We start from the raw sequence: 16284 nt of genomic DNA, 5'->3' as shown, positions 1-16284 counted from the left end.
ACCCCCTCATCATTTGATTAAACGTTTATCCAGATCGCGATATCCACGATTATATCTTCAACGATCTTTTCTTTCTTCCGAATCGCTGCTTTGATTGGCAATAAATATCTATCTTGTTTTGTATCAAACCAGATCGATGTTTGCCATTGGCTATCACCCGTTCTAACAGTCACCCGCATTCTACCCCAGCCCTCTTCCAGTTCTTTGAACAGCTTTCGAATTTCTCTTGATAATTCTTCTGGGAGTTTAACAAACATCCAGCCTAGCAGGTCAGGCGAAGATGAATGATGATAAACCTTTGCCGAAAATTCATATTTCATCCCTAATTCATCCATCTGTATGTCTCCTCAACTTTTAGAAAAGTGTAGCACAGGTAATGCGACAAGGGATGTCAGATTACAGCTAAAATCATTTTTACCTAAATGAAAAAAAGCGATGCTTTTTCAACACCGCTTTCCGTAATTATATAGTTGTCGCTTTAAATACTTCTTCTGATGCATGAACTGCCCCGGTCTTTTCTAGGACGTGAGTTGCCACATCACTCATATTGGTAATCAAGACCATCATTGAGGTTCCTTTACCGGCTTCTTTGATTCCAGCTAGATCGACGTTGGCAACCTGCGTTTCAGGGGTAACCGTCTGTCCTTCTTTTGCCAGTACATCAAATGGTTTGCCGTCTAATTCGACTGTATTGATTCCCATGTGTAATAAAACTTCTAACCCGCTGTCAGTCGTGATGCCGATGGCGTGTTTTGTTGGGAAAATTGTTGAGACTTTTCCGGCAACTGGTGAATAAATTGCACCGTTGGTTGGTTCAACGAAGTAGCCTTCACCCATCATTTTTTCAGCGAATACAGGATCTGCTGCTTCTTCTAACGGATGAACAGAGCCTTCTGCTACAGAAGTGAAAACATCTGTTGTATGAGCAGTAACGGGTGTGCTGACAACAGGATCATGTGCTTCAGCGACTGTTGTTTCCGCTAATTCTTGTTCTGCTAATTTATCCTTTGGAATACCGAAGAAATAAGTGGCTACGAAGCCGCCAACATATGCAGCTAGCAAACCAAGGACATAGCCCCACCAGCGACCATCAGCGATCAATGGAATTAATGCAACCCCTGAAGGTCCGATCGCGATCGCACCGATTCCGCCGAGTGCTCCAAGTACGCCACCCCCGATACCGCCGCCGATACAAGCTGTGATGAATGGACGACCTAATGGCAAGGTAACTCCGTAGATCAAGGGTTCGCCGATACCTAAGATACCAACAGGCAACGCGCCTTTGATCATTTCAGTCAATTCTTTGTCTTTACGTAATTTGATCCAAAGAGCAAACGCTGCGCCGACTTGACCGGCACCAGCCATCGCTAGGATCGGCAACAATAAGGTTTTGCCAGTTTCACCAATCATTTGAATATGGATTGGCGTCAAGATTTGATGCAGACCGAACATAACCATCGGTAAGAACAAAGCACCTAGTACAAAACCAGAGAAGGCACCACCAACGGATAATACCCAGTTGATTCCGCCAACCATACCATTAGAAATGAAGCCTGCTAAAGGCATGATCAAAAAGATTTCCAATAATCCGATCACCAATAGGGAAATTGTCGGGGTAACGATAATATCAACGGCATCTGGTACGATTTTGTGCAGACGTTTTTCAACGATCGATAATAACCAAACAGCGAAGATAACACCGATGATTCCGCCTTGCCCAGCAGCCAGCGCATCGCCGGTGAATAGATTCTTGATTGGTGCTTCAGGATTCATACCGGTCAAGAGTACAACTGCTCCAATAACCCCACCTAAAGTAGGAGTAGCACCGAAAACCTGCGCCGCGTTAACACCAGTGAAGATAACTAAATAGCTGAACATCCCATTCTTCAAGATATTCATGACATCAATGATCTGTTGCCAATTAGCTGCATCAATCGTTCCCGCAGTGACTAAGTTCGTTAGGATCGCCGCTATACCAGCGACTAACCCTGATCCGACAAAAGCCGGAATCATTGGTACGAAAATGTTAGAAATATCTTTTAAGATTGCTTTAAACGGTGAATTCTTTTGTTTCGCTTTTTGTGCCGCTTTCATTTCTGCCGCTTTGGCGTTGACTTTGTCTTTTCCAGAGCTGTGAGGCAGCTCTTCGCCAAGTTCGACTCCAGCCATATCGACCATTTCTTTAGCGACCTTATTGACTTTTCCGGGGCCGATGATGACCTGTAATTGTTCATCATCGACAACACCTAACACACCTGGAATACTCTTTAACTTCGCTTGATCGACTTTACTATCATCACGAATACTCATCCGTACACGGGTCATACAGTGAACGACGCTTTGAACATTTTCCATTCCGCCGGCACCATTGTAGATATCTTTCGCAATTTGGTTCAAGGTTAATTCATCTTTCGCCATTGTTCTTCCCTCCTAAATTGTCTTCTTAACAAATCCATCGGCTTGGATCAGTTTTTCAGCTGCTTCTTCTTTGGAACTATCGGTTAAGATCATCACTATCGCTAATTTGACATTTTGCTCCGCTTCAACAAAGTAGCGAGCTGCTGTTTCGTAATCTGCTTCGGTTGCTTGCATGATGATGCGTTTTGAACGTTCGACTAATTTTTCATTGGTGGGCTTCACATCTACCATTAGGTTGTTGTAAACTTTTCCGATGCCAATCATGCTGATAGTCGAAATCATGTTCAAGATCAATTTTTGCGCTGTCCCTGATTTCAAACGAGTTGAACCTGTTAAGAACTCTGGTCCGCAGTCGACTTCGATCGGCAAAGCGGCATGCTTGCTAATCTCAGCACCCTTGTTGCATGAAATTGTTCCAGTTGACGCACCGATTGAACGAGCGTAATCGAGTCCGCCAATGACATAAGGAGTCCGTCCGCTGGCCGCGATCCCGATCACCATATCATTTTCTGTCAGTTTCAAATCAACTAGATCTTGTGCACCTAGTTCTGCATTGTCTTCGGCGCCTTCAACGGCCACTGTCATGGCTTGTTCGCCGCCTGCGATCAAACCAACTACCATTTCAGCTTCTACACCGAAAGTTGGTACACATTCGGCCGCGTCCAAAACGCCTAAACGTCCACTAGTTCCAGCACCCATATAGATTAGGCGTCCACCTTTTTTAAAGGCTGTAATCGTTGCTTCGATCACCTTTTCAATTTGTGGCAATTGTTCTGCAACTGCGTCGGGTACGTTGTGATCTTCTTGGTTCATCAAATGTACGGCTTCTGCCACACCCATTTCATCTAAGCCAAAAGTTGTTTCATTGCGTCGTTCGGTTGTTAAGCTCTCTAAATTAATCATTATTTTTCCACACTCTCTAAACTAAATTTCTGTCCTGCTTTAATATGTTGAATCAAGGCTTGATCCTGGTCGCTCACCTGTCCGACCACGTTGACCTTCTCATCGGCCGGCAGTGTTCGTTTTACAATCTGAATTTCACCCATATAACGTAGATAATTTGCATTATCGATCGTTACTGAGCCAAGCTCTCGTGCTCTAGCCGGCAACGGTTCGACATGCGGGATTTTTTTGAAACGGGCCTCCGCGCTGCGGATCACATCTCGCGCTTCATCTTGACGATTGATATGGTCACCTAAGACATACTCAACTTGCTTGTCGAATGCTTCTACCCTTAGTTTTAACGTTTCTTCTTTCATATAGAAAGAAAATTGCCTCAAGGTCTCAGCTGATAAGCCGCTGTCGCCAATATAAACCTTATCAGTATCGGCTAATAGATCCAGTGCCGCCGCTAATGGATGCAGCCCGCGATGCACTTCCAAAGTTGGTAAGCCCTGATACAAAGGTCCGCGTAACTGTTCATCACCAGAAACAAAGCCTTGGACCGTGAAGCCATAGCCATGTAGCCATTGATTCTTCTTGTGATACCATTCTTTGTCTAACCCTGTCTCAGGTCTTGGGTAATAGTTGTGCCAAGCTTCTAGGTGATCAAAGTTGGCAGAGGCAGCTCGCAGCTCTTGAATATCCGTTTCAGTAATCGTAGATGCATTCAATGCGATCAGCATTTGCTGCGACAGTTTGGCAATCTGCTGATTACTGATGTGATAATCCATCCTCAATCCAGTTACCCCAATTTCTTTCAGCTCTTCTACCCGATCAAAGGAAAATCCAGCGCGGTCCAATGCTTCACCTGAAATATCCACCATCAGTTCCAAATTACTGGATTTGGCAGCTGCACCTAAATCAGTCAAGCGCTTACGATACTGCGCCGCGTCATCCTCTGGAATGTGCAACGACGTGAAAATACCAGAAAAACCACTTTGCGCCATTTCTTCTATATAATCGGTCGTTTCATTCGTCAAACCTTCATTTAAGAAAATTGAAAAACCAAACATGTCCTTCCTCCTCTGTTAAGGAAATCCTTTTTTGCTTTGTAGCCTATTCAACGAAACGCTTGCCGCTATCTCAAAGTAAAAATGCCTTGCCGTGAAAACGTTTCATCTTTATGAAGTGATTATAAACGTTATCAAACAAAAATGCAACACTATTTCATAAATATTTATTTGTACATGAAATTTTATTTCTTTACTGAGCATGTCATCCGTTTTTTCACCGCTTTTTAGGTATACTGTTTGATAGAACTTGAAAGGGGAATTATCATTATGAAAATCGCAATTGCTGGAGCAGGTGCTATGGGGAGTCGCATCGGTTTGATGCTCCATCAAGCAGGCAATGAAGTAATTCTAATCGACCGCTGGCCGGATCATATTAAGGCTATTCGTGAAGATGGTCTGATCGGAGAATTTGAGGACCATGAAGTGGTCGCTCGCCTGCCGATTTATTCGCCAGAGGAAATCGTCAAAGATCATGCAAATGTTGATCTAGTCGTGGCATTAACAAAATCAATGCAGCTCGAAGCAATGTTTCAAGATATTCAGCCGATCATTGGTGACCAAACCTTTGTTTTTTGTTTATTGAATGGTTTGGGTCATGAAGAAACGTTGGCAAAATTTGTGCCAAAAGAAAATATTATTTTCGGCACGACAACCTGGACTGCCGGTTTGGCTGGGCCTGGTCATGCAAAACTAGTCGGCTCTGGCAGTATTGAAATGGAAAATTTGGATCCGAAGGGAAAAGCCTTCACCTTAGAAGTATTGGAAGTTTTTCAACAAGCAAAACTCAATCCAATCTATAGCAACAATGTGCGCTATTCCATTTGGAAAAAGGCCTGTATCAATGGCACCCTGAATGGGTTATGTACAATTTTAGATTGCAACATTGCGGAATTAGGCGCTTTGACAGAAACAAGAGGGCTGTTAGAAACGATCGTTGCGGAATTTTCTGCGGTAGCTAAAGCAGAAGGAATCGAACTCGATCAGCCACAAATGATTCGTGCGATTGAAGCGACTTATGATGTAAAAACGCAAGGGCTGCATTTCCCATCAATGTATCAGGACTTGATTCGTAACCATCGCAAAACAGAAATTGATTATATCAATGGTGCTGTTTGGCAAAAAGGCAAGAAGTTTCAGATTGATACACCCTATTGTGCTTTCTTAACTCAATTGATTCATAGCAAAGAAGAGTTGCTGAAGGCAAAATAAAAAAAGCGCCGAGGCGCTTTTTTATTTAAGGCTATAATTTAGCTTCTGCCAATAAAGAATGAAACCACTGCAACAACAATCACAGCACCAATAATAGAAGGAACCAGCGCCATACCTGCTAAGCTAGGGCCCCATGAGCCTAGTAAAGCTTGACCTATCGCAGAACCTACTAAACCAGCAACGATATTAGCAATCCATCCCATTGAACCGCCTTTTTTTGTAATCGCTCCTGCAATCACACCAATCAACGCACCAATGATTAAAGTCCATAACCAACTCATTCTTCTTTCCCTCCTTCTATATAGAATAATTACATTATTATGTTACAAATAATCTTCCTTTTTTTCTATTATCTTGCTCGTCTATGCTGCACTAAATCCATAATAGTCATAGTAAACACTTGATCCATCGACATTCTGGACATCCATATGATTCACTTCATAAATTTCCTTAATCAGGAAAATTTTGAAGTAAAAGAACAGCTTAGGCTAGTAAATGAAGAATTTCAGCCCATTTATTTAACCAAAAAAGTTTTTGCTCGATATTTTCTCAGAAAAATAGTAAATTCATAGATAAAATAACTAACAAGAACGATTTATAGCGTTTCAATGAAAATCGGATAAAACATTTTTCACAAAAATAGAATTGTCAGAATATTTTGGTATTATAGTCAAATAATTATCAGAATATTTCAAATCTACAAACTATTCTATTAATTCTAGAAACGAGGCATCTTTATGGAAAATAAATTACAAAAGCAAATGACCTCTCGCCACATCATGATGTTGGCCCTTGGTGGTGCGATCGGCGCGGGACTCTTCAAAGGAAGCGGAGAAGCAATCGGTATCGCCGGTCCTTCAGTTATTCTCGCTTTTCTGCTTGGCGGATTAGTACTCTTTATCGTAATGAACGGCTTAGGCCGCTTAGTGTTAGCCAGTGACAATGTTCAAGGTTTGTCTGGGATCATTAAACCTTTTCTTGGTGAACGAACGGCTGACTTTATTGATTGGCTGTATTGGGCGTTATGGATGGTCAACATCATTGCCGAGGCGGTGGCGGCGGCCAGCTTTATGCAGCTGTGGTTCCCTCATGTTCCATCTTGGGTGTTCGTTCTAATCTTGGCTGTGTTGACAACCCTGATTAATTTGTATTCAGTTCGACTGTTCGCGGAAACCGAGTATTGGCTAGCGTTTATCAAAATTGCTGTCATCATTATTCTGATCGTCTTCAGTGCTTATCTAGTCGGGCATGAAATGTTTAATTTCGGTTTTGTGGATACGATTTCCCGTATGAACAGTCACGGCGGCTTTACCCCTCATGGACTGCAAGGTTTAGTTAATTCACTTTTAGTCGTAATTTACTCTTATGGCGGTTCTGAACTAATCGCGATCACCGTCAGTGAAACAGAAAATCCTAGAACAGCGATCCCTAAAGCCATAAAAGGTGTCATGGGAAGAATTATTTCCTTTTACATCGTTCCTATGGTCTTGCTTTTGATCATCTATCGTTGGGACACCTTAGCAGCAACAACGGCTAGCCCATTCGTGATGGTCTTCCAAAAAATGCATATTCCTTTTGCTACCGATATCGTAAACTTCGTGATCGTCTTGGCACTATTTTCTTCGATTAACTCAGGTGTCTACGCATCATCAAGAACGTTGTACTTCCGAGTAAAAGACAATCCCGGCTTTACTTCTAAGCTGGCTGTTCTGAATAAACATCAAGTCCCACAACGGGCAGTCTTATTCTGTACCGGCACCCTATATCTAGGTGTCATCCTGTCTTACTTCTTAGGAAATAAGCTGTTCAACTATTTAGTTGGCTCCCTGTCTTATTCCGTTTTATTAACATGGTTGCTGATCAGTGTGGCCGCCTTTGTCTTAGCGCTGAAGAAAGGCACGAAAATTGAACGCTTCTTCAGCGGATTAGTGATCTTGGTGCTTGGCTTGATTTTCATTGGGATCCTAATGAACAATCCGATCGGCGTAACACTCTTTACCGCTTGTATCTATTTAATTATCCTTTTCAGTTATCGTAAGAAACATGCAGACGCTGTGTCAGAACAGCTCTAAGAAAATGTCGTATCAGTCTATTATCGATTGATACGGCTTTTTTTATTCTGGTTATGGAAAGCACGCTTTACATACAGTCATTTATGACTTATACTATAAATGTAAAGCAAGCTTTCCGTAAATAGAATCAATAAATTAGAGGGCTTTCTGGATACCCATTATTTGATGCAGTAAGAATATATTTATCTAAGAATTTGTTTGAAGGAGTACATCTCTGAAATGGAGGGAGAAAAATGAAAAAGAATAAGACGAAAGATCTGCTCATTGCCCTTACTGGTGTTTTGTTGATTGGCATTGGATTCTATTTGATTAAAGCGGTAGACGATTCCCACACTGTCATGAAGACTCTGCCTTATCTTTGCATTGGTTTAGGATGTGGTTTGTTTGGATATGGTCTTGGTGAAGTTATCAGTAAAAAAGCAATCGAAAGTGATCCAAAATTGGCCAAACAAATTGAGATCGATACAAAAGACGAACGCAATGTGATGATCGGAAACATGGCTAAAGCAAAAGGTTTTGATATGATGCTGTATATTTATTCCGCTTTATTACTAACCTTCGCGTTGATGGGCATCACCTTCACTGTCATCATCCCAATGGTGGTAGCCTACCTGTTTGTTATCGGATATTCTATCTATCACCGTTTAAAAATCGAAAAATCATTATAATTGATGATAAAGAAAAAGAGCAGAAACCGAATTTCTGCTCTTTCTTCGTATCGCTTTATTTATTTTTCTTCGCTGCCCATGAACTTCGCAACAAAGGCAGCAATGATCGCACCTAATGTTGGAGCTAGCAAGTATACCCAGTAGTGGGATAACGCGCTGCCGCCGGCAAAGATCGCTGGACCTAAGCTGCGGGCTGCATTCAATGAACCACCAGTTAAGTTAAGAGCGACAATGATCAAGAATGCCAATGTGATACCGATCGCTACTGGAGCCATTTGCGCATTGCCGTATTTCTCGCTAGTTACCATCAAGATCACAAATACGAATAGGAAAGTAATTAATGTTTCCACGCCAAATGCTTGCGCTGCACTGATATTAGGGAAATCATTTTGACCAAAGCCATCACTAGGTAATTCTAGAGCATGAACATAAACATATAAAATTGCTGAAGCTACAATTGAACCTAGTGCTTGGGCGATGATGTAAAAAATACCATCCTTCACTGCTAAGCGTTTGTTGATCATCATTGCGATAGATACACCCGGGTTAAAGTTCCCACCTGAAATGCCGCCTACTGCATATGCCATGATTGTGATCGCTAGACCAAATGCTAAACCAATAGTCAACGTACCACCCTTAGCAACTACTACTGTACCAGTTCCTAGAAAAACAAGCATGAAGGTCCCGATAAATTCTGCCAAATATTTTTTCATTTTCATTACACATCCTTCACAAAATAATTGAGACTTTAGTTTATTTAATTCCTAATTTTTTGTAAAGCAATAAGCAACACCTCTTATTTTTCTCTCTTTTTTACTATTTGTCAGAAAGAATCTATTTAATAAAGAGTGTTATTTCAGTTGTTTACATATGTGTATGAAAATGGATGAAAAGTAAAGATCCCTCGAAAGTTCGAGGGATCTTCATACTAGACCAATACGACTTCTACATCGATGTTTCCACGTGTCGCTTTTGAATACGGACAGAACTCGTGCGCTTCTTCGACGATTTTTTGTGCTTCTTCTTTTTCGACGCCAGGTAATGAAGTTTCTAAAATCACTCCGATTTGATAGCCGCCATCATCTAGTTGATACAAAGAGACGCGCGCCTTGACTTCGGCATCTGATTCGATCTTGTGCTCTTTCAACATATGGTGAACGGCACCATTGAAACATGAGGCATAGCCGGCCGCAAATAACTGCTCAGGATTTGTTCCCTCCGCATGAATGGAAGGTGGCTCGATCTTCATTCTCATGCTGCCGTTTGGCGCTTGCACCTCTCCGGTACGTCCGCCGTGATTAATCATTGCTGTTTCATACATTTTTTTCAAAAATCATCAGTCCTTTTCTTCTTCTTGATTAATAGTCTACGCGTTATTATTAGATGACACAAAGATATTGCTCAGAAAAGAAGCCAGTCGCTAAATAATTTTTCTTTTTTTTGGTAAAAATGATAAACTTTGTGCAAGCGATTACAATCAAATTGTTTAGTGCTATAATTCATTACGAAGGGGGGATTGTCTTTGAAAAAAATTTTTATGATCTGTCTCGTTGCATCTTTCTTACTCGTTGGATGTAATAGTGGGTCATCACAGGAATCAACTGATAAGTCTGCCAGTGAGCCAGCCACAACAGAAAGCTCCACACGTCACAGCACAGCTTCATCAAGCAATACTCAGACACCAGCAACATCCTCATCTGATAGTTCAAGTAGCCAGTCGTCAACACTAGAAACGACAGCTTCCAGCACAGTATCTTCTACTGATCAGCCAGAAGTTGACTCCGTTTCTGCCGAGGAGTTTGGCGGCTATGCGACGTTCTACTTTAGCGGAATGAACGTACCAGATTCTATAAATATCAACACGAACACAAATGAAATCACTTTTAATGCAGATACCAATTACGAAGCCGTCTATAATCTCACGATGCAAAATGACCCGGCCAAAAGAATTCGGGTGTTCTCAGCCAATACAAATGAAATTCGAACCGTTAAAGTAAGCACCACGCTTTCGATCGGCGTACAAATTTCCGGGGCGACCAATACGAATAATCAATCTGGCAATCTGTATTTATTCCACAATAAACATGGCGGCTTATCCTTAGCTACACCAAACTACGCCGGAAATGTCTCAGAAGACCAAAGAGATGTTATGCTTGAGGTCTTGCAATAAACGAAATACGCAGCTTTTCCTCCGAGCAATCGCAATTGCTCGGATTTTTTACGTACTAAGAACAAAGTCAGTTGCAGGAATAGGGCTTTCTAATATGGAATACTTTGATCGTCATTCTTTTTCTGATCTTTCCCCTTCTTACTCTCTCCATTGCTTTGAATGGTTTTAGCTATCGCTTTTCTAACTAGGTTAGATATATAAGCTTCCTTCCTGTTCCGGGGTCTCCTCTGTTTAGTTTTCGCTGGCGGCGGATCAGCGACGGCTGTTGAACTGGATTCTTTTTTAGTTGAGGCTGTCTCTTGTCCACCGAAATTTCCCTGTGTCTGCTTATCCGGGATCGGGATCTCTTCTTCCAGCGCTTCCTGTTCTTCCGGATCCTTCTCAATAAAGACGACGCGGATGTTCTTCAAGCTTCGGATGTTCGGATGGGCTGCTTGCACTAGTGCTAAAAGCTGCTCTTCACTTAGAGCTAACGCATCGATATCCATTCCTTCTGGTGCAACGATCTCGATGACTTGTTCGACAGATTCTTCAGCTTTTGAGATAGTGTCAGAAATTTCACCAGACTCCTCCCGTTCTTCTTCGACAGGCTCTTCCTTAAAGGTGTTTATCATCCCATTTCGATCTACATCAATAAATCTTACAAACCGCCTTACACCGCTATCTGTTTTCAGAATAGTCAAAGTGGTCAAAATTTCTAGACGTTGAGCGATTTCAGCTTTTGTTAAACTTTCATGAGTGTTTCTGATTGTTAAGCGATGCTTTTTACCGTTGGCGTCTTCAAATATGGTTACTAAGTCATGTCGATGGTCGGGATGTTCCACTTCTCCCGTGCCTGGCGTATTCAACAGCTCACTATAGCGGCGTGCCTCTTCTGAAGCTTTCACGTAAGCGGCTTCATTTCGGAACAAACGCTTTTTGACCTGCTTATTCCACTCGTCACTAGTGAAGAAAGCTTTGAAATAGCTACAAAATTTGCGCAAAGTATCATTTGGTTCTGCAACCATAAACAGCTGACGGATTAAGTCTTCACACATGAAGGAGAGATCTTGAAGAATCAAGGCGTCCCTCAATAAAACCACGACCAGATATTCCACAACTGAACTCACATCATGAGTTGCTTCGTAATAAGAAAGAATTCTCTTGTCTAAGCTTTTACGTTTCATCCCTAGTAGTTGCCGCTGTCCTAACGGTTTTGTCGGTTTTATTGATTTTTTTGCTTTCATGTGATTCGCCTCTTCTTTCTACTATATAAGTTTGTTTAAAAAAATCATAACGCTAGTTGGTTAATAATACCAATTCTAATTTTTTCAAAAAATGATAAAAAATTAGAACTACCGTTGAGCTGATAATAAAAAATAGCTGTCGCTTATCGAAACGATACCATTAGCAATCATTAATAAAGAATACTAATATACAAGATGGGACTAGAATACAGATAACAATAAGCAATACGTGAATTATTTGAATACAAAAAAACGTGGATCTGATAACAGATCCACGTTTGTATAATCAAAAGTGATTATTTTAATGTTACAGATGCGCCAACTTCTTCTAAAGCAGCTTTAAGTGCTTCAGCGTCTTCTTTAGATACATCTTCTTTAACTGGTGCAGGAGCGCCATCAACTACAGCTTTAGCTTCTTTCAAGCCTAGGCCAGTTGCTTCACGAACTGCTTTGATAACTTTAACTTTTTGATCACCAACAGCTGTTAATTCAACAGTAAATTCTGTTTGTTCTTCAGCAGCTGGACCAGCAGCAGCGCCAGCAGCAGCTACAGGAGCAGCAGCAGTTACGCCAAATTCGTCTTCGATAGCTTTAACTAAGTCGTTTAATTCTAAGATTGTCGCGCCTTTAAGTTCTTCGACAATGTTTTCAATGTTCAATGCCATTTTAAATTTCCTCCGTTTAGGTAAGTTTTTTTAGTTTATATGTTATGCAGCAATTAAGCTACTTCTTCTTTTTCTGCGACTGCTTTCACAGCGTAAGCCACGTTGCGGACTGGCGCTTGAAGGACAGATAATAGCATAGAAAGAAGTCCATCGCGGTTCGGTAGTTTTGCAAGAGCAGTAATTTCTTCGATAGAAGCTACTTTTCCTTCAATGATACCGCCTTTGATTTCTAGTTTTTCAGCTGTTTTAGCGAACTCGTCGATAATTTTAGCTGGAGCAACTACATCCTCATTACTAAATGCAACAGCAGTAGGTCCTGAGAATACTTCTTCTAATCCGTTCAAACCAGCTTTTTCAGCGGCACGAACTAAGATAGAATTTTTGATAACTTTCATTTCAACATTAGCGTCGCGTAGTTGTTTACGTAATTCAGTCACTTGTTCTACTGTTAAACCACGGTAATCGACGATAACGGCTGAAGCTGCAGCGTTGAATTTTTCAGTGACTTCTTCAACGATAGCGGCTTTTTTAGCGATTGCTACTTCACTCATTATATGTTTCACCTCCTGATTTTGATGGAAGAGCATTTTTTGCTGAAAGCAAAAAAATACCCTATGCCACCGCAGACATAGAGGGACTATTGAATGTTCTCAATAAACGTCCTCGGTAGGAAATTAAGACTCGCGTCACCTACTGTCTTCGGTACAGTTAATATTTAACCTCGACTAACTTACCATAGATAAGCTAGTCGAGTCAAGCACTTTTCTAAAATTAATTAGATAGCCGTTTGTTCAACATGGATACCAGGTCCAAATGTTGTTGTCATTGAAATGTTTTTGATGTATTGACCTTTAGCAGTTGCAGGTTTTGCTTTTACTAAAGTTTCGTTGATTGTGTTAAAGTTTTCAACCAATTTCGCATCGTCAAATGATACTTTACCGATTGGCACATGAACGTTACCAGCTTTATCAACACGGTACGTTACTTTACCAGCTTTAACTTCTTCAACTGCTTTTGTAACATCCATCGTTACAGTACCAGTTTTAGGGTTAGGCATTAAACCTTTTGGTCCAAGCACACGACCTAATTTACCAACTGTAGCCATCATGTCAGGTGTCGCAACAACAACGTCAAAGTCGAACCATCCGCCTTGGATTTTTGCAACCATGTCGTCGTCGCCAACGAAATCAGCGCCAGCAGCTTCTGCTTCTTTTGCTTTTTCGCCTTTAGCGAATACTAAAACAGTTTGTGTTTTACCAGTTCCGTTTGGAAGCACAACTGCTCCACGGATTTGTTGGTCTGCTTTTTTAGGGTCTACGTTCAATTTGTAAGCAACTTCAACCGTTGCGTCAAACTTCGCGAAGTTAATTTCTTTTGCTAATGCTACAGCTTCCGCAACAGGGTAAGCCTTAGTAGCGTCGATTTTTTTCAATGCATCTTGCATTTTTTTGCTCTTTTTAGCCATTTTGTTTCCTCCTTGATGTGGTTATAACGGTAGAACCTCCCACGTGTTCCGTATCTTTAGATAGGGAGCCAACTGAGAAGCTACTTTCTTGGGTCGTCGAGAATTATTCGACAGTGATACCCATGCTTCGTGCAGTTCCTTCAACCATGCGCATAGCTGACTCAACGTTAGCAGCGTTTAGGTCTTGCATTTTCAACTCAGCGATTTCTTTTACTTGATCGCTAGTAACTTTTGCAACTTTGTTTTTGTTTGGTTCGCCTGATCCTTTTTCGATCTTCGCTGCTTTTTTCAATAATACAGCAGCTGGCGGTGTTTTTGTGATGAATGTAAATGAACGGTCTTCATATACAGAGATCACCACTGGAATGATCAAACCTGCTTGATCAGCTGTACGAGCATTGAATTCTTTAGTGAATCCCATGATGTTGATACCCGCTTGACCTAGTGCAGGACCTACTGGGGGAGCTGGTGTTGCTTTCCCTGCAGGAATTTGCAGTTTAACTAATTTTTCTACTTTCTTTGCCACGAGACATACCTCCTTGAGTCCGTGATGTGGTTAATTGGAGATCAAAATTTCTCCTCCCACTTTAAAACCGTGTGCGTAAAGACACACTTTGGTATCATACCAGAATTCCTCAGCTAAATCAAGACGGAAATTACCTGTTCGGACTTTTCTGACAATAATAAAACGCTTCACAATCTCTTTAACTACTATGAGAATAACAAAATAAATTATTAATCTTCCTATTTTCAGAAAGCGTATATGTTACACTATGGTCGACTTGATGTGGATTTTCATCGGATAATTCAGGGAGGTATAAAATAATGGAAGTATTAAAATATCGCAGTGTTTTTGACATTATTGGTCCAGTAATGGTGGGCCCAAGCAGTTCGCATACTGCCGGAGCTGCTCGAATCGGGAAAGTTTGTCGCATGATTTTTGGGGAACGCCCCGATTCAGTCGAATTTGATCTTTATGAATCCTTTGCCAAAACCTACCGTGGGCACGGAACAGATATCGCCCTCGTTGGCGGTATTTTAGGGATGGAGCCAGATGACCCTCGTTTATCCGATTCACTGAAGATTGCTCACGAACAAGGAATGGAAGTTCTGTTTGTACCGAAAAAAGAAATATCTGACCACCCCAATACGGTTACCCTTCGAATGATTAAAGGTGATCTCGAGATGTCTATTACCGGGGTCTCAATTGGCGGCGGCAATATTCAAATCACTGAAATGAACGGCTACAGCATCTCACTTGGTATGGGCAATCCTACCTATATTATTATCAATAAAGACGTACCTGGCTTGCTCTCTCGGGTCTCCACGATTTTCATGAAACATGGATTGAACATCGGAAAAGTCACAATGACACGAAAAACACGTGGTGAAAACGGCATCGTTCTGTTAGAGATCGATGATACCCCAGATGATCCAGAAGGCTTACGACAAGAGATCAAACGTGAAGACGATGTACTGAGCGTCACTTATTTCAAATAGTATAGGAGGAATTGTCATGTTTTATTCAATCCAAGAGCTTGTAGAGCAAGCAAAGGATTATCCAACAGTCGGCGAATTAATGATCGCGACCGAAATGGAATTAACCGATCGTACACGTGAAGAAATCATTGCGTTGATGGAACGCAATTTAGAAGTAATGGAAAGCTCAATCGAAGAAGGCATTCAAGGAGTGACTTCTGTAACGAAAATAACTGGCGGCGATGCCAAACGTATGAATGACTATATCGAAAGCGGCAAATTCATGAGCGGCGATACGATTTTGAAAGCTGTTCGTAACGGGATTGCAGTCAATGAAGTCAATGCTAAGATGGGTTTAGTTTGTGCTACTCCTACTGCTGGTAGCGCCGGCGTCTTGCCGGGTGTATTGATGGCTGCCCGTGAAAAACTAGAATTAACCCATGAACAGCAAATTGATTTCCTATTTACCGCTGGCGCATTTGGACTCGTTATGGCAAACAACGCCTCAATCTCTGGCGCGGAAGGCGGCTGCCAAGCGGAAGTTGGTTCTGCTAGCGCGATGTCAGCGGCAGCTTTAGTAGCGGCAAACGGCGGCACACCGGAAATGGCTGCCAACGCCTTAGCAATCACTTTGAAAAATGTGATGGGACTGATCTGCGATCCCGTCGCCGGTTTAGTGGAGGTACCCTGTGTGAAACGAAATGCGATGGGCGCTTCGCAGGCCTTTATCTCCGCAGATATGGCACTAGCCGGAATCCGCAGTGTCATTCCACCAGATGAAGTGGTAGAAGCAATGTACAAGGTTGGTCGGGCAATGCCGCAAATCTTTAAGGAAACCGCAGAAGGCGGAGTAGCTACGACACCAACTGGTTTGCGTTTGCAAAAACAAGTCTTTGGCGAACCAGAAAAAGCGACCGTTTAAACAGAATGAAAGCAGCTGATGCCAAATCAGCTGCT

The 16284-nt window shown here is 41.8% G+C and carries 18 protein-coding genes and 1 other annotated feature; of the genes, 6 read left to right on the top strand and 12 right to left on the bottom strand.

From position 1 onward, the window contains the following. Window positions 1-17 precede the first annotated feature (17 nt). The 4 genes from AC4J95_RS17580 to AC4J95_RS17565 form a co-directional block, all read right to left on the bottom strand. Entirely contained in the window at window positions 18-335 is a 318-nt protein-coding gene (locus AC4J95_RS17580; RefSeq protein ID WP_494550962.1) for a DUF1905 domain-containing protein, read from the bottom strand. Between the two features lie 127 nt (window positions 336-462). Continuing rightward, window positions 463-2418, bottom strand: a complete 1956-nt coding sequence (locus tag AC4J95_RS17575; protein WP_494550961.1) for a glucose PTS transporter subunit IIA — start codon at window positions 2416-2418, stop codon at window positions 463-465. Window positions 2419-2430: 12 nt separating this feature from the next. Further along, complete coding sequence (murQ, locus tag AC4J95_RS17570; protein WP_494550960.1) at window positions 2431-3321, bottom strand: N-acetylmuramic acid 6-phosphate etherase; 891 nt, start codon at window positions 3319-3321, stop codon at window positions 2431-2433. Beyond that, window positions 3321-4373, bottom strand: a complete 1053-nt coding sequence (locus AC4J95_RS17565) for a DUF871 domain-containing protein (protein WP_494550959.1) — start codon at window positions 4371-4373, stop codon at window positions 3321-3323. The genes murQ and AC4J95_RS17565 overlap by 1 nt, the downstream gene beginning before the upstream one ends. A gap of 267 nt (window positions 4374-4640) precedes the next feature. Between AC4J95_RS17565 and AC4J95_RS17560 the strand changes: the two genes are divergently transcribed. Then, entirely contained in the window at window positions 4641-5582 is a 942-nt protein-coding gene (locus AC4J95_RS17560) for a 2-dehydropantoate 2-reductase (RefSeq protein ID WP_494550958.1), read from the top strand. Between the two features lie 38 nt (window positions 5583-5620). Here AC4J95_RS17560 and AC4J95_RS17555 read toward each other — a convergent pair whose 3' ends face one another. Further along, window positions 5621-5863: a GlsB/YeaQ/YmgE family stress response membrane protein gene (locus AC4J95_RS17555; RefSeq protein WP_316405629.1), complete on the bottom strand. Its 243-nt coding sequence runs from the start codon at window positions 5861-5863 to the stop codon at window positions 5621-5623. 456 nt (window positions 5864-6319) lie between these two features. Between AC4J95_RS17555 and AC4J95_RS17550 the strand changes: the two genes are divergently transcribed. Then, window positions 6320-7654 (top strand): amino acid permease, encoded by a 1335-nt coding sequence (locus AC4J95_RS17550; RefSeq protein ID WP_494550957.1) that lies wholly within the window; start codon window positions 6320-6322, stop codon window positions 7652-7654. A gap of 233 nt (window positions 7655-7887) precedes the next feature. After that, window positions 7888-8322 carry a hypothetical protein gene (locus AC4J95_RS17545; RefSeq protein ID WP_494550956.1) on the top strand — a complete coding sequence of 145 codons (435 nt, stop codon included), beginning with the start codon at window positions 7888-7890 and terminating at the stop codon, window positions 8320-8322. Between the two features lie 59 nt (window positions 8323-8381). Here the strand turns inward: AC4J95_RS17545 and AC4J95_RS17540 are convergent, their stop codons facing one another. Both AC4J95_RS17540 and AC4J95_RS17535 read right to left on the bottom strand, forming a co-directional pair. Beyond that, window positions 8382-9035 carry an MIP/aquaporin family protein gene (locus AC4J95_RS17540; protein ID WP_494550973.1) on the bottom strand — a complete coding sequence of 218 codons (654 nt, stop codon included), beginning with the start codon at window positions 9033-9035 and terminating at the stop codon, window positions 8382-8384. 215 nt (window positions 9036-9250) lie between these two features. Next, on the bottom strand, window positions 9251-9652 hold the full coding sequence (locus AC4J95_RS17535; protein ID WP_494550955.1) for an organic hydroperoxide resistance protein: 402 nt from the start codon (window positions 9650-9652) through the stop codon (window positions 9251-9253). 192 nt (window positions 9653-9844) lie between these two features. Between AC4J95_RS17535 and AC4J95_RS17530 the strand changes: the two genes are divergently transcribed. Continuing rightward, window positions 9845-10492, top strand: a complete 648-nt coding sequence (locus tag AC4J95_RS17530; protein WP_494550954.1) for a hypothetical protein — start codon at window positions 9845-9847, stop codon at window positions 10490-10492. A gap of 89 nt (window positions 10493-10581) precedes the next feature. On the opposite strand, the gene AC4J95_RS17525 is transcribed toward AC4J95_RS17530, so the two are convergent. From AC4J95_RS17525 to rplK, 5 genes are all read right to left on the bottom strand, one after another. Beyond that, a complete protein-coding gene (locus AC4J95_RS17525; RefSeq protein ID WP_494550953.1) occupies window positions 10582-11718 on the bottom strand; it encodes a DUF2922 family protein in 1137 nt (378 codons plus the stop codon). Window positions 11719-12014: 296 nt separating this feature from the next. Next, a complete protein-coding gene (gene rplL, locus AC4J95_RS17520) occupies window positions 12015-12383 on the bottom strand; it encodes a 50S ribosomal protein L7/L12 (RefSeq protein WP_010781344.1) in 369 nt (122 codons plus the stop codon). Between the two features lie 53 nt (window positions 12384-12436). Then, window positions 12437-12934, bottom strand: a complete 498-nt coding sequence (rplJ, locus tag AC4J95_RS17515) for a 50S ribosomal protein L10 (RefSeq protein WP_494550952.1) — start codon at window positions 12932-12934, stop codon at window positions 12437-12439. Between the two features lie 43 nt (window positions 12935-12977). Beyond that, window positions 12978-13104 (bottom strand) — a sequence feature (ribosomal protein L10 leader region). Window positions 13105-13158: 54 nt separating this feature from the next. Further along, window positions 13159-13848, bottom strand: coding sequence for a 50S ribosomal protein L1 (gene rplA, locus AC4J95_RS17510; RefSeq protein ID WP_010781346.1), 690 nt, complete (start codon window positions 13846-13848; stop codon window positions 13159-13161). 103 nt (window positions 13849-13951) lie between these two features. Beyond that, window positions 13952-14374, bottom strand: a complete 423-nt coding sequence (gene rplK, locus AC4J95_RS17505; protein ID WP_010739820.1) for a 50S ribosomal protein L11 — start codon at window positions 14372-14374, stop codon at window positions 13952-13954. A 299-nt stretch (window positions 14375-14673) separates the two neighbouring features. Here rplK and sdaAB point away from each other — a divergent pair, with 299 nt between their 5' ends. Together sdaAB and sdaAA are read left to right on the top strand one after the other, a co-directional pair. Continuing rightward, window positions 14674-15348, top strand: a complete 675-nt coding sequence (gene sdaAB / locus AC4J95_RS17500; protein ID WP_316402468.1) for an L-serine ammonia-lyase, iron-sulfur-dependent subunit beta — start codon at window positions 14674-14676, stop codon at window positions 15346-15348. A gap of 16 nt (window positions 15349-15364) precedes the next feature. Next, window positions 15365-16249, top strand: a complete 885-nt coding sequence (sdaAA, locus tag AC4J95_RS17495; protein WP_494550951.1) for an L-serine ammonia-lyase, iron-sulfur-dependent, subunit alpha — start codon at window positions 15365-15367, stop codon at window positions 16247-16249. Window positions 16250-16284 lie beyond the last annotated feature (35 nt).

The sequence above is a fragment of the Enterococcus sp. GPZ-007 genome, from assembly GCF_059374735.1.
This window is presented reverse-complemented; position numbering and strand designations above follow the sequence as displayed.